We start from the raw sequence: 13,234 nt of genomic DNA on the forward strand, positions 1-13,234 counted from the left end.
CGCCCTCTCGGGGCGCACCTCCGCTGCCCCGGGCTCAGGCCCGGGGCAGCAGGACGGTGCGGGAGGGGCGGGGTATCCGGCTGATCACCGCGCCGATCAGGGTGCCGATCGACACCCCGAACACCGCCGACACGGCTGTCAGCACGGACTGCGCGCCGTTGCCGACCTCGATCTGTGCGGTGTTCAGCAGACCGAAGGAGCCCGGCACCACGATCCAGAACGCCGGGAGGTAGAGCACCTGCCAGAGCGGACCGCCCGGCAGCCAGTGCACCAGCGTGGCCGTGGCCGCGGCGGTGACCGCGCCGGCCAGGCCGCCGATCGCCGCGCCGTGCGCCGACCCCACCACCACCTGGACCGTGACGCTCGCCGCGATCACCACGACGATCCACGGCACGGCCGAGGGCGGGGTGTGGACGTTGACCACCACCCCCGCGACCGCGAGCGCCAGCCCCAGGGCGATCACCCACCAGCTGGGCTTGGCCACCTGCACGTTGGCCAGCGCGGCGGCCGGCATGCCGGCCGCGGTCGCGGCCGCGGCCACCCCGGCGAGGAACAGCGCCAACTGCACCGCGCCGGACACCAGCCGGGCCGTACCCGCGCTGGCCGCACCCGCGGCGATCTCCGACAGCCCGGTGACGAGCAGCCCGCCCGGCAGCAGGATCGCCAGCGTGGCCACGATGGTCCGCAGCGGACCGTCCAGCAGCGAGGCCCGGGCGAGCAGGAGGACCAGCAGCGCGACCAGGAACCCGGCCGTGACGGGCAGCAGCGGCCGCAGGTACGGCAGCCGCCGGGCGAGCACGGTCAGCCCCACGACGATCAGCGAGCCGAGCCCGGCCGCCAGCACGTTCGCCGCCGCCGGCTGCAGGAAGAGGCAGACCCCCACCCCGACCGGCAGCGCCCCCAGGTCCGCCACCCACGCGGGCCGGCGGGCCGGTGCCCGCCGGATCCCCTCCAGCTCGGCGAGCGCCCGTGGCCCGTCGAGCTCGCCCGCCCGCAGCCGGTGCACCAGGTGGAGGACGTCGGCCGTCTGCTCGAACCGCAGGGCGGCGCCGACCGGCTGGAACCGGGTGGCCTCGTCCGCCCCCAGGGCGACGAACAGCCCGTTGGTCAGCGCGGCGACCCGCACGTCCGGAGCCCCCATCGACCGTCCCAGTCCGCGGAGTTCCTCCTCGACGTCATGGACGGGCAGGCCACCGCCCAGCAGGGCTTCGCCCAGTTCGAGCAGCAGACGGCGGAGCGGGTCGGGCGGGGCTTCGGTGCCCCTGACCAGGAGAGACGTGCTTGGCATGGCAGGTATCGTCCCATCCCGCCCGATTCGGTCCGACTGTGCCCCGGTCTGTTCGGTTTCCCGCCGCGCGCACGCCGTCCGCCGGCGACGGCCGGCCCGGGACACGAGCGCGTGTCCCGGGCCGGCATCCGACCCCCGGCCAGTAGCATCCCTTCAAACCTCTTGGGGATGCTTTCCGGCGAATCGGCGACGGTTCGACCGCACGCAGGAACACCGTCCGCCGGCGTTGGGGGAGATGTGACCGTCGTCGCCGCCGTGGCCCGCTCCACCCGGGTCCGGCCGCTCTCCGCCGCCGACCTGCTGGCGGAGGCGGTCGCCCGGGCCGGGCTCTGGGAGCGGCTCGCCGAACGGGCGCACGGCGACCCGGGGACGGTCGCGGTGCTGTTGACACCGGGCACCTCCGCGTACGGCGATCCGGCGACCGCGGTCAGCGCCGCCCTGGTGGAGCACCTGATCGACCTGCTGCACGACCGCGGCTACCGCGACGCCACCGTCGGAGCCGCCCGCTGCGGCCCGGACACCTGGCTGGCCGGCCCCGGGCTCCCCGAAGCCTGCCGCCGACTCGGCTACGGCGGGCGCACCCCGCAGGGCAACGCCTACCGCGTCGTGGACCTGTCGGAGGAGGTCGGGCCGGCCGGGTTCCCCGACTCCTCCGTGCTGCACGGCAGCGGCCTGGCGCGCAGGTGGCTGGACGCGGGCTTCCGGATCAACATCGCGAAGAACAGCACCCACCCGGAGTTCGGCTACGCCCTGTGCCTGGCCAACCTGTTCGGCGTGCTCCCGCAGGACGACAAGCACCACCACTACCGCGCCCGACGGGACGGCGCCGAAGTCGTCGTGGACCTGCTGCGCTCCCACCCGCCGGACTTCCACCTCATCGACGCCGTGGTGAGCAGCCACGGGTGCGCCGGATCGCACGTCGGCAGGCCCCTGCGGACGGATACGGTGATCGCCGCACCGGACGGCGCGCTGGCGGACCTGGTCGGCGCGCTGCTCATGGGCGTCGACCCCGTCTCGTCGCCGCTCAACGCGCGGGTGCTCAGCGACCGGGGCCTGCCGGACGCCTACCGGATCGACGGCGACCTGACGCCCTACCAGGGCTGGCGCAACCCGCCGAGATCGCTGGTCGAGGCGGTGCGCCGACTCGCTCCCGACGGGCGGGCCCACCGGCTGTTCAGCGTCGCCGCCTGGCACGTGGCCCCGGGCACGGCCGAGGTCACCGACCCGGCCCTCGCCCGGCTCTCCCGGCTCCTCACCTCGCTGATCCGCGCCGCGGACGCGAACCCGGCCGCCGCCGCCGCCCTGTGCACGGTGGTCGGCGCGGCGGCGTCGGCCTCCTCCACCGTCCGCGCCTGGCGGACCGGGAACGCCAAGGACGGCCTCCGGCGCCGGGACGTCTCCCTCGCGGTCGACCCGGACGCCTACACCCACGAGGACTACGACCGGATCACCGACCTCCTGCGGCCACTGGAGACGGTGATCGACGCGCTGCCCGCGGACGCCTGGCAGATGCGGTGGCAGCATGTGGGCCACTCGATCCTGTTCGGCTGCGAACGCACCGTCAACGCGCCGTACCGGGAGTTCGTCCGGCGGGTCGACATCAGCCGGTCCATCAGCTACATGACCGACTACCTCGGCGGACGGGTCCACGTGGTGTCCCGCGACGCCCAGGGGCGGCCCACCCGCCAGATCGAACGCAACCTGTACCTGGCACAGCCGAACTACCTCTCGTACTACGGCGGTCCGCCCATCGACGTCTGCAAGCTGGAGTCGGTGGACTACGGGGAACAGCGGCAGCGGATCTCCTGGCGGACCGTCCGCAGCCCGAACGGGTCCGCCGAGTACGACGACGGCTCGGTGACCTTCCTCCCGGCGGACGGCGGCGGCCGCACCCGGATCGTGATCCGGGTGCGCCAGCGCTTCACCCTCCCGCTGACCTGGCAGGTGATCCGCCCCGACACCCGGCCCAAACTCAGGGACCCGCTGGTGCAGGACTCCTACCAGCGCTTCTTCATCCGCACCCTCGACAACTTCGAGGCGCAGTACGAGGGGCGCCCCTACCGGATCGGCCGGCCCTGGGAGGAGTCCGACGACCTGGAGGCCGCCGAGCTGCCCACCCAGCGGCTGACCGAGGCCGCCCGGATGCTGCGCACCGTCGCCTCGCAGGCCCTGACCGTGCCGACACCGCCGGGACGGCTGGGGCCGGACGGCTTCTGGCACGTCGCGCCCGGCGACCTCCCGACCCGCTCCCCCCTGCTGGAGGAGTTCCGCGAGTCGCTGCGCCCGGCGGTGGCCGGCTTCTGGCAGGGACTGCGCGAGGCCGCGGCCCGGGACCGGCGGTCGAGGCGGGCCCTGTGAGGGCGTGCGTGACCGGTGCCAGCGGGCTCGTCGGGTCCCAGGTGGTGCGTACGCTGCACGACGCCGGCCAGGAGGTGCGGGCGCTGGTGCGCCGCAGCAGCGACCTGCGGCCGCTGCACGGCCTGGACGTGCCCCTGGTCAACGCCGACCTGCGCGACCCGCTCAGCCTGCCGCCGGCGTTCGAGGGCTGCGACACGGTGTTCCACTGCGCCGCCCTGTTCGCCTACTGGGACACCAGCCGGGAGGAACTGGCCAGGGCCAACGTGGAGGGCACCTGCGAGGTGCTGCGGGCGGCGGCGCAGGCGGGGGTCCGGCGGGTGGTGCTGACCTCGTCGTCCATCACCTGCGGATCGTCGGGCGGACCGGTGGCCCGGGACGAGCAGTGGCTGCCCGGAGAGGAGTACCTGCCGGACTACTTCGTCACCAAACTGGAGCAGGAACGGACGGCCTTCGCCCTGGGCACCGACCTCGGCCTGGAGGTGGTGGCGGCCTGCCCGACCATCGTGGTCGGCGGCCCCGACTGGCGGCTGGTGCCCAGCAACGCGCTGATCACCCGGTACCTGGCCGATCCGCTGCGCACCACCTATCCGGGCGGCTGCAACATCGTCTCCGTCCGGGACGTCGCGGCCGGCCACGTGCTGCTCGCCGAGCGGGGCGTGCCCGGGGAGCGCTACCTGCTCGGCGGCGAGAACTGGGCCTGGCGGACCATCCACCAGACCGTCTCCGAGCTGTGCGGCACCCGTGGACCGTGGGCCACCGCCAGTCACACGGGTGCGTACCTGGCGGCGACGCTGGGGGAGATCCGCGCGGTGCTGACCGCACGGGCCCCGGCGACCACCCGGGCGGAGGCCCGGACGATGGGGCGTTTCTACTGGTACCGGCACGACAAGGCGGCGGACCTCGGCTACCGGCCGAGGCCCGCGCGCCAGGCGCTGGTCGAGGCGCTGGGCTGGCTGGTGACCAGCCCGCACCTGTCGGACCGGGTCAGGTCCGGGCTGCGGCCGCATCCGGAGGTGACGAGCGCGCGGGAGCTGCTTCCCCGCCCGCTGGAGGACGGGGGCCCGGCGCCGCGCTGACCCTCACTGCTTCGGGCTCCCGGTGCGGGGCTTACCGGCGGGCTTCCCGTCCGTTCCGTCGCCGTCGCCGGTGTCGTCACCGGTGTCGTCACCGTCCGTGGCGTCGGCGCCGTCTCCCCACGCGGTCCTGCTGAGGTGGTCCCGAAGGCGCTGCTCGTGCTCTCGGGTGACCTCTGCCATCCGCCGGGCGTAGTCGATGCCGAGCCCGCTCAGCTCCAGGGCGAACCTCAGGTCCTCGTCGGCGACGAACTTGCAGTACTCGCTGTAGACCTTCCCCCAGGCGAGCCTGCCGGTGGCCAGCCCGGCCGTCAGCTCCGCCCAGTCGCCCCACATCGTGGTCTGGAGCTCGGCGATCGTGGCCGCGGTGGACCGGAGGTGTTCCCAGCCCGCTCGAAGTTCGTCGTTCAGCTGTTCGGGGGTCTCGGGGCTCATGGCCACTCCTCAGGTCGGGTTTCCGGTAAGGACCGGCTGCGGGCTCAGCAGCGTGCTGTGGTGGAACCCCAGACGGGGATCGGTCCAGACGGGCAGCTCGGGCAGGTGGGTGCGCAGCTCCGGCATCTCGACTCGCAGCCGCACGGTGTTGGCCGGGTAGTCGTACACGGTGATCGTGTTGAGCCCCCGGTTGGCGGTGAACAGCAGGGACTGGTCGGCGGAGAGCTGGCAGGCGTAGATCCCGTCGATGAGCGTGCCGCGGGTGACCCGCAGGGCGCCGATGAAATGCTTGCTGCTCGGGCCGGGCGAGCCCCGGGTGAAGGCGTCGGTGACCTGCCGCGCGGCCTGCCGGGCGGAGCGCAACTGGGCAGCCAGGCGCGGGCGTTCGTCGATCACGCGGTACGAGGCGAAGTCGGCGAGGTCGATCATGACGATGGTGCCGCTGCCGCCGTTGCAGTAGATCAGTTCGCGGTCCGAGACGCAGACGTCCGAGTTGATGTGCGCGGGGACGTTCTGTCCGCAGGCCCAGTGGCGCAGGATCTGCCCGGTCTCGGCGTCGATCTCGTACACGTACTCCTTGAAGTAGGCCATGGCCCACTCGTGCCAGTCCCGGCCCTCCTGCGGCAGCACCCGGAAGGACAGCGCGTAGAACCGGTCGTCGCTCGGGTGGCAGGCCACGTGCCAGCAGGTCGTCGGCAGCCGCACCCGCCGGGCGACGCGCTTCTCCAGGTCGAAGACGCCGACCTCGGCCGCCTCGCCGCGGCCCGGGTGGTCCATGCCGCCGTAGACGACGTACCGGCCGGAGGCGGTGCGCTTCATGGCGTGAGGGAGTTTCAGCAGGTGGTCGCCGATGCGCTGGGCCTCGGTCGGGCGGTCGAGGTCCAGCAGCCACAGGCCGTCACCGATCGCGGTGACGCCGTGGGTACCGTCCAGCCACACCATGTGGGTGCTGCTCTTGATGGCCGCGTCGGGGGGTTCGAACCGCAGGGTGGAGACCCGCTCGCTCTCGTCCAATGACTGGACGTCGTAGAAGAGGAGCTGCTGCCCGGCGTTGCCGAGGAACCCGAACCTTCGGTCGGGGGTGATGCTGACGGCGTGGCCGCCGGAGACGCCGTCGTAGTACCGCACCCGGTAGGCGTACTCGCCGGTGTCCGGGTTGTAGCGGAAGACGCAGACGCCGGCCGCCCCCTCCAGGCCGTTCATGCCGTTCCCGTCCAGGGCGATGTGGAAGGCGTAGGGGTAGGTGCCCATCTGGTTCCTGACCTCCACTGATCATCGTACGAGGGGTGCGGTTTGATCGCATGCCGTCCGTGCGGAGCAAAATTGGGAAGTTTGCTGACGAACTTCTCTGGTCCGGGCGCGCACCGATTGTGACACGGTGGCTGTTTGCGGAGCTGCTGCGTCGGCTTGATAGGCCATCGCGTCGGAGTGCGTATGCGACTCGTGTGTGTGAGCCTGGAGTCGACGGCCTCGTAGTCGAGCTGTCACGCGCCGTGGCGACACCTCGCCCGGTTGCGGAAATTCCTCACGGAAAGGCGGGGTGATCCCCATGCCCGGAGACCCGGCGAAGAAGGTCATCGTCACGCAGGAGAGCGGCCCTGTCGGCTCCGCCGGCGGTGGTTCCGGCGGAAAGTCCGTCAAGGGGTTCCATATCTTCACTGTTTCGATCCACGTGGAGCCGACGGAAGGTGAATACAAGCCGGGGCAGGTGCATTACGCCTTCACCGTCCCGACCGGCTGGAAGTGGGTCGAGTGGGGGAACCACTACTACTACAACGACGAGACGTACCAGACGACCCCGGCCAAGCCCCTCGACGTGCAGGTCGACGGCAAGGTGCTGTCCTTCGATCTCGACACCCATCTGAACTCGACCACCTCGGACGGTACCCGCCTGGCCTTCACCGTGATGGTCGAGCCGGTCAGCGGGACCAAGCCCGGTACGTACAGTGACGGGCTCGCGGTCGTCGGCAAGAGCGGCCAGCAACTGCTCCCGGTGCAGGCCACACTCTGGGGCATCACCACCCAGTAGTCCGCGGGATCGCCGACGGCGGTGCGGATCCGGGACGGATCCGGGACGGATCCGCACCGCCGAGGCGTGTGCGGTCTGGTGGGGGCCGCTACGGGCGGACGGTGAGCACCAGCTTTCCCGTGACCCGGCCCGTCTCGCCCTCGGCGTGGGCCCGGGCGGCCCCGGCGAGCGGGTACGTGCCGGAGACATGCGCGCGCAACTGCCCGGACTCGGCGAGCGAGGCGATCGCGGCCATGCCCGCCTGGTCGTGCTCGACCAGCAGGGTCTTCGCCGTCACTCCCAGCTCGGCGGCGCGTTCGGCCAGTCCGTCGAGGTCCACGGGCAGGATCGACACCAGGACGCCGCCGGGCCGGAGCGTCTCCAGGGAGCGCAGCCGGTCCTCCCCGCCGAGCGGGTCGAGGACCACGTCGACGTCGCGGGCCTCCTTCACGAAGTCGGCGGTGCGGTAGTCGATGACCTCGTCCGCGCCCAGGCCGCGGACGAAGTCGTGCTTGGCGGCGGACGCCGTGCCGATGACGTACGCGCCGCGCGCCTTGGCGATCTGCACGGCGACGTGCCCCACGCCGCCGGCCGCCGCGTGCACCAGCACCCGCTGCCCCGGCTGGACCCGGGCGGTGTCGACGAGGGCCTGCCAGGCGGTGAGCGCCACCAGCGGAAGGGCGCCGGCCTCGGTGTGGCTCAGTGCGGCGGGCTTGGGCACGAAGGCCCGGGCGGGACCGGTGACGTACTCGGCGTGCGAACCGGCGCCGTACGGGTACGGCAGCATGCCGAACACCTCGTCGCCCGGCACGAAGAGCGAGACGCCGAGGCCGACCGCCTCGACGACGCCGGAGACGTCCCAGCCGAGCGTGAACGGGGGCTGTCCGAGGAAGATCTCGCGTTCGCGGTGCTTCCAGTCGGTGGGGTTGACCCCGGCGGCGTGGACGGCCACGAGGATCTCGCCGACGCCGGGTGCGGGGCGTTCGACCTCGGCCTCGTGGAGGACGTCCGGGTCGCCGAAGGTGGTCTGGGTGATGGCTCGCATCGTGTTCGTGGTCATGGATCAAGCGTGCGGCCCCGGCCCTGACCTGGGAAATGGCAGGATTGCCAAAGACCGATAGGATCGTGCCATGCCTGCGATGGAACCCCGCGGCCCCGGTGACCGGCCGCCGCACCGCGTCGTCGTCCTCGCCCTGGACGGCGTGTACCCCTTCGAACTGGGCATCCCCAACCGGGTCTTCCCCGGGGTGCCGGGGGCGTACGAGGTGGTGACGTGTGCGGCGACGGACGATCGGACGGTCGCCACCGACGCCGACTTCACGATCACCGTCGGGCACGGGCCCGAGGCGCTGGAGGGCGCCGACACGGTCGTCATCCCGCCCTACGCCCTGCACCGCGTCACCGCCGACCTGCCGGAGCCGGACCGCGCGGCCCTCGCCCGGATCCGCCCCGGCGCCCGCATCGTCTCCATCTGCACCGGCGCGTTCGCGCTGGCCGCCGCCGGTCTGCTCGACGGGCGGCGCGCCACCACGCACTGGGCCCTGGCGCCCGCCTTCCGCCGGATGTTCCCCCACGTCGCCCTGGACGCCGACGTGTTGTTCATCGACGACGGCGACGTGCTCACCTCGGCGGGCGCCGCGTCCGGGCTCGACGTGTGCCTGCACGTGGTGCGCTCCGACCACGGCAGCGCCGTCGCCAACCAGGTCGCCCGGCACTGCGTGGTGCCGCCCTGGCGCGAGGGCGGCCAGGCCCAGTACATCGAACAGCCGGTGCCCCCGGAGGGAGCCAACGGCACCGCCGCGACCCAGGCCTGGGCGCTGGAACACCTCGACCGCCCGCTCGCGCTAAGGGAGTTGGCCGCGCACGCCCGCATGAGCCCGCGCACCTTCGCCCGCCGCTTCCAGGAGGAGACGGGCACCAGCCCGGGCCGCTGGCTGATCCAGCAGCGGGTGCACCGCGCCCGCCACCTGCTGGAGACCAGCGACCTGCCGGTCGACCGGATCGCCGCGGAGATCGGCTTCGCCACCGGCGCCTCCCTGCGCCAGCACCTGCACGCCGCCATCGGGGTGTCGCCCCAGGCGTACCGGAACACGTTCCGGGGCCGGAGCGGGGTACCCGAGCGGCTCTGAGCGTGTCACCGGCCGGACCTGGCGCAGCGTCAGCAGTGACAGCACACGTCCAGTACCACGGTCTCCGGGGCGAGGGCATCCAAGTAGGCGTTGGCTTCCGGCAGGTAGCCGTCGTCGCGCTTGTCGATCCACCTTCCGTCGAGCCGCAGCAACGCGTAGCCGGGCACCGCGTTGGCGCGGGCCTGCGCAAGGTTCTCGGCCCGGTCCGCGGTGAACCGGAACGGCCACGCCGATGGCGCGTCGCCGCCGGCCACCCACGCGTCGTGCCGCTCCCCGGCCAGCCGCTCGTGCGCGGCGCGCAGCGCCTCGAAGTCCAGCAGCCCGCGCGGGCCGCCGTCGCACCGGCCAGGGAGGTCGCCGAGCAGGTCGCGATCCTGGGGCAGTTCTCCGTAGTCGTGCTTGACCAGCCGCGGGTCCCCGGCGGCGTCCGGCCGGTGCAGCAGGCGCGGGCCTTCGATGCGCAGAGACAGGCCGTCCCACTCGCCTTGAGGGTTGTGGGTGCGGAGGAAGTACCCGCGTCCGGCGTCGTCGACGTAGAGGTAGCCGCCGTCGCCGGGGGCATTCCCGGTCGTGGAGTTCATCAGGTCGGCGATCTCGGCCCAGCTGAGGTCTTCCCGGTTCGGGAGGAGGCCGCGTTCTCTGTTCGCCTGCACCCAGTACACGCTGTTCGGGTCTGCCGGCTCATAGTCCCGGTAGGGGGGCACTTCGAGTTCGGTGTTGTACGGCGCGAGGGCGGCGACCATGGCCTTGCGGTACTGCTCGGGCGGCATCGGCGGCAGGACGACGAGCATGTCGTACTTCGACATCGGATTTCCCTCTCCGTTCGTTGACCCGCCACATCCTGTCGAACGGTGGTGCACCGGTGCATCCGGGTTTCGGCCCGGCCAGGCGTGGAGCTGATCCGGGGCACTCCTTTCGGGCGACTCCCCTGTGGAGTCGGCCTGAGGCGATGCCACCGAGCCGTGCTGCGCAGGAAGTCGGTGGGGCCGACTTCCTGCGCGCGAGGTTCAGGTGTGGGTGGCGGCTTGGGCGCGGCAGTGGGTGAGGGCGTAGGTGATGCGGGTGTCGGGGTTGGGGGTGGTGGTGAGGAGTTCGCCGGCGGTGGTGAGGGTGGTCCAGTAGCGGGCGGGGTCGCCGGTGCGGGGGAGGGGCTGGGCGGCGGCGAGGGAGAGGTAGGCGGTGGTGAGGTTGCCGGTGGTGAACCAGCGGCTCAGGCCGTGCTGGTGGCCGGGGCGGATGCCGCCCATGGCGTCGATGGCGGTCAGGAAGTGGTCGACGATGGCGAGTTCGGTGTCGGTGAGGGAGGCGGGGATGTCGAAGACGCCGAGGGCTTCGAGGAGTTCGCCGGTGTCGGTTTCGGAGTTCGGGCGGGGGTTGGCGAGGAGGGCGTCGTAGCAGTCGTTGAGGCGGCGGGTGGTTTCGGCGAGGGGGATGGTGAGGGCGAGGCAGACGGCTCGGGCGGAGGGGAGGGGCTTGTGGGTGCGGCGGGCGAGGAGGGCGTAGGTGGCGGCGGGGGTGGTGCCGCGGGAGAGGGCGTGGCGGGCGAGGGTGGCGAGGTGCATGGGTGGGGTGGCTTTCAGACGGTGACGATGGAGGAAGAAGGGGCGACGAGGGCCCAGACAAACTTGCCGATCCCGCCGGGTCGGGAGGTGCAGCCCCAGCGTTCGGCGAGTTCATTGATGAGGAAGAGCCCGCGTCCGTGCTCGTCGTCCGGCGCAGCGGCCCGGAGGGACGGACGGCCGCTGCCGGCGTCGTGGACCTCCAGCCGGAGGCGCGAGTTGACGAGGGCGAAGCGGATCTCGATGTGGCGGTCGTCGGGGGCGTCGGAGTGCTGGACGGCGTTGGCGAACAGTTCGCCGAGGAGGAGTTCGGCGGTGTCGGTGTAGCGGTCGCCGGCAGGGAGGCCCGCGAGGTAGGCGCGAAGCAGGTACCGGGCCAGGGGCGTGGATTCGGTCCGCGAGTCGAGGCGCGCGACGAACGTACGGGGGCGGCGGGCAGTGAGCATGGGGGAGTACCTCAGGGGACGGGAGGGGGCGTACGAAGGGAGCGCGCAATCACGCTACGCATGCAGATGATCGCGTTCCGGTATCAATGATCGGCCTGCGGAGGTACGGTGATGGCCGAAATCGGGTACCAGGCACACGCGGTACGTCAGGGGGTCGGGCATGGCACACCGGCGACTCAAGAGCGAAGTGACGGCCAGTTCGGCGCGGATCTTCGGTGAAGAGCTGCGGTTCTACCGGGAGATGGCCGGCTACACGCAGGAGCAGTTGGCGAAGCTGCTGCACTGCACCAGGCCGAACATCACAAGGTACGAGTCAGGCCAGAGGCGCATGCCGCCGGACATGGTCGTGCAGGCCGACGTGTTGCTCGACACGGGCGGGTCGCTGAAGCGGCTCTGGGACCGGGTGGACTGGAGCGCGGGGGTCGAGCACCCGGATTGGTTCCAGACTCATGCCGACGCGGAGTCCGAAGCACTTGGTGCCCGCGTCTACCAGTGCGGCTATATGCATGGCTTGCTGCAGTGCCGGGAGTATGCGCGGGCGCTGTTTGCCGCTGGTAATTCGACGGCGCTCATCGAGGAGCGAACGGCAGCACGATTGGCTCGACAACAGCGGTTCCTCGTGCAGGACGGCCCGTTGCTCCTGGCTGTTCTCGACGAGAGCACGATTCGAACGGTCATCGGCGGGCCTGAGGTGATGCGCCGCCAGATGGAGCACCTGCTGACCATCTCGGAACTGTCGAACGTGATCATTGAGATTGCACCGTTCGCGGATCGCAGGACGGTCATCCCTACGTCGATGGTTCTACTGGAGATGCCTGATGGGCAGAACTACGTCTACTCGGAGAGCTTGGATCGAGGGCATCCGAGCAATGATCCGGAAGTCGTCGCCGCGCACCGGCGCGCCTATGATCGGCTTCGCAGCGAGGTACTCTCAGGGAGTAACTCGCTTGCGCTGATCCGTGATGCGCTGGAAGGGTACAAGGATGACGCGGAACGAGCTCGCCAGAGCCGTCTGGCGGAAGAGCAGCTACAGCGCTCCCAACGGCGGCGACTGCATCGAAGTGGCCCCCGGATTCCCCGGCCTCGTCCCCGTGCGTGACTCCAAGGACCCCAACGGCCCGGCCTTCGTCTTCCCGGCCGCCGCATGGGACTCCTTCATCGCCGCGATCCGGGAAGACGAGTTCCCGGTCAAGGGCTGACCGGGCTTCGACGGCACGAGGGACGGCCGGATGCGGAACGAGCGCCCGGCCGGGGTTCCGGCCGGGCGCTCGTTGGTCATCCGTTGTGTTCGGCGGCCCGGGTCCGGGCCCAGGCGATGAACTCGTCGACGACCGGGTAGCTCGTTTCGACCTGGCCGACCAGCTCTTCGAGTTCGGCCGGTGTGGCCTCGTCGACCCGGAGGATCATCCGGGCCCAGCCGGGCGGCCGGCCGCGGTGGAACTCGAAGCTGGGACTGCAGATCTCCGTGAACAGTGCGTCACGGTCGAGCAGCCGCCGCATGGTCGGAAGGGTGTGCTCCCGAAGGACCTCCGCCATGGCCTGGCCGGCGGCATCGGGGTCGATCCGTCCGCCGTACGCCCAGTTCGGGTTGAGCGGATTCACGTTGTCGGGCTCGTAGGCGGCCTGCTCCGGTGGAATCACGCCCCACTGCACGATGGCGGCCGACGCGTCCGGAGCCTTCTTCCTGGCGGACTCCCAGCTCTTGCGGTAGCTCCACGCCCAGGAGGCGGCCGGCACGACGTACGCCTTGACGGTGAACACCTCCATCGCCGGATCGAGGCGTCGGGCCCGGAACTCCAGCAGCGCGTGGTCGCCGTTGTCCGCAGCCAGGCGGTACACCAGGCCCTTGCGGGTCAGACCGGCCTCCTTTGCCACGGGCGCCACGTGCTGTCGGGTCCACGCGTCAAGAGACACCATCTCTCTTCCTCCGTTCGGAAT

Annotated in this window: 14 protein-coding genes; 6 read left to right on the top strand and 8 right to left on the bottom strand. The window is 71.7% G+C overall.

The genetic code is table 11. The features are described from left to right. Positions 1–34 precede the first annotated feature (34 nt). Positions 35–1,288, bottom strand: coding sequence for a threonine/serine exporter family protein (locus AB0O11_RS25795; protein WP_363391496.1), 1,254 nt, complete (start codon positions 1,286–1,288; stop codon positions 35–37). A gap of 237 nt (positions 1,289–1,525) precedes the next feature. Between AB0O11_RS25795 and AB0O11_RS25800 the strand changes: the two genes are divergently transcribed. Together AB0O11_RS25800 and AB0O11_RS25805 are read left to right on the top strand one after the other, a co-directional pair. After that, a complete protein-coding gene (locus tag AB0O11_RS25800) occupies positions 1,526–3,646 on the top strand; it encodes a DUF362 domain-containing protein (protein WP_363391498.1) in 2,121 nt (706 codons plus the stop codon). Positions 3,647–3,654: 8 nt separating this feature from the next. After that, positions 3,655–4,722: an NAD-dependent epimerase/dehydratase family protein gene (locus AB0O11_RS25805; RefSeq protein WP_363391500.1), complete on the top strand. Its 1,068-nt coding sequence runs from the start codon at positions 3,655–3,657 to the stop codon at positions 4,720–4,722. Between the two features lie 3 nt (positions 4,723–4,725). On the opposite strand, the gene AB0O11_RS25810 is transcribed toward AB0O11_RS25805, so the two are convergent. After that, positions 4,726–5,154 carry a hypothetical protein gene (locus AB0O11_RS25810; protein WP_363391503.1) on the bottom strand — a complete coding sequence of 143 codons (429 nt, stop codon included), beginning with the start codon at positions 5,152–5,154 and terminating at the stop codon, positions 4,726–4,728. Between the two features lie 9 nt (positions 5,155–5,163). Further along, positions 5,164–6,405 carry a hypothetical protein gene (locus AB0O11_RS25815; protein ID WP_363391505.1) on the bottom strand — a complete coding sequence of 414 codons (1,242 nt, stop codon included), beginning with the start codon at positions 6,403–6,405 and terminating at the stop codon, positions 5,164–5,166. Between the two features lie 289 nt (positions 6,406–6,694). Here AB0O11_RS25815 and AB0O11_RS25820 point away from each other — a divergent pair, with 289 nt between their 5' ends. Next, a complete protein-coding gene (locus AB0O11_RS25820) occupies positions 6,695–7,183 on the top strand; it encodes a hypothetical protein (RefSeq protein WP_363391508.1) in 489 nt (162 codons plus the stop codon). An 88-nt stretch (positions 7,184–7,271) separates the two neighbouring features. Here AB0O11_RS25820 and AB0O11_RS25825 read toward each other — a convergent pair whose 3' ends face one another. Next, complete coding sequence (locus AB0O11_RS25825) at positions 7,272–8,222, bottom strand: NADP-dependent oxidoreductase (protein WP_363391511.1); 951 nt, start codon at positions 8,220–8,222, stop codon at positions 7,272–7,274. 70 nt (positions 8,223–8,292) lie between these two features. Here AB0O11_RS25825 and AB0O11_RS25830 point away from each other — a divergent pair, with 70 nt between their 5' ends. Beyond that, a complete protein-coding gene (locus AB0O11_RS25830; RefSeq protein WP_363391514.1) occupies positions 8,293–9,291 on the top strand; it encodes a helix-turn-helix domain-containing protein in 999 nt (332 codons plus the stop codon). A gap of 29 nt (positions 9,292–9,320) precedes the next feature. Here the strand turns inward: AB0O11_RS25830 and AB0O11_RS25835 are convergent, their stop codons facing one another. The 3 genes from AB0O11_RS25835 to AB0O11_RS25845 form a co-directional block, all read right to left on the bottom strand. Further along, a complete protein-coding gene (locus tag AB0O11_RS25835) occupies positions 9,321–10,097 on the bottom strand; it encodes a hypothetical protein (RefSeq protein WP_363391517.1) in 777 nt (258 codons plus the stop codon). 201 nt (positions 10,098–10,298) lie between these two features. After that, positions 10,299–10,853 (bottom strand): hypothetical protein, encoded by a 555-nt coding sequence (locus AB0O11_RS25840; protein WP_363391520.1) that lies wholly within the window; start codon positions 10,851–10,853, stop codon positions 10,299–10,301. 14 nt (positions 10,854–10,867) lie between these two features. Then, positions 10,868–11,296, bottom strand: a complete 429-nt coding sequence (locus AB0O11_RS25845; protein ID WP_363391523.1) for an ATP-binding protein — start codon at positions 11,294–11,296, stop codon at positions 10,868–10,870. Positions 11,297–11,456: 160 nt separating this feature from the next. On the opposite strand from AB0O11_RS25845, the gene AB0O11_RS25850 reads away from it, so the two are divergent. Beyond that, on the top strand, positions 11,457–12,395 hold the full coding sequence (locus tag AB0O11_RS25850; RefSeq protein ID WP_363391526.1) for a helix-turn-helix transcriptional regulator: 939 nt from the start codon (positions 11,457–11,459) through the stop codon (positions 12,393–12,395). Next, positions 12,358–12,495: a DUF397 domain-containing protein gene (locus AB0O11_RS25855; protein ID WP_363391528.1), complete on the top strand. Its 138-nt coding sequence runs from the start codon at positions 12,358–12,360 to the stop codon at positions 12,493–12,495. Before AB0O11_RS25850 ends, AB0O11_RS25855 begins: the two co-directional genes overlap by 38 nt. Positions 12,496–12,571: 76 nt before the next feature. Here the strand turns inward: AB0O11_RS25855 and AB0O11_RS25860 are convergent, their stop codons facing one another. Further along, the gene (locus AB0O11_RS25860; protein ID WP_363391531.1) at positions 12,572–13,213 is read right to left on the bottom strand and encodes a hypothetical protein; all 642 of its coding nucleotides are present in this window, start codon (positions 13,211–13,213) and stop codon (positions 12,572–12,574) included. Between the last annotated feature and the right edge of the window lie 21 nt (positions 13,214–13,234).

Origin of the sequence: Kitasatospora sp. NPDC093102 (genome assembly GCF_040683915.1) — a bacterium.
GTDB lineage: Bacteria > Actinomycetota > Actinomycetes > Streptomycetales > Streptomycetaceae > Kitasatospora.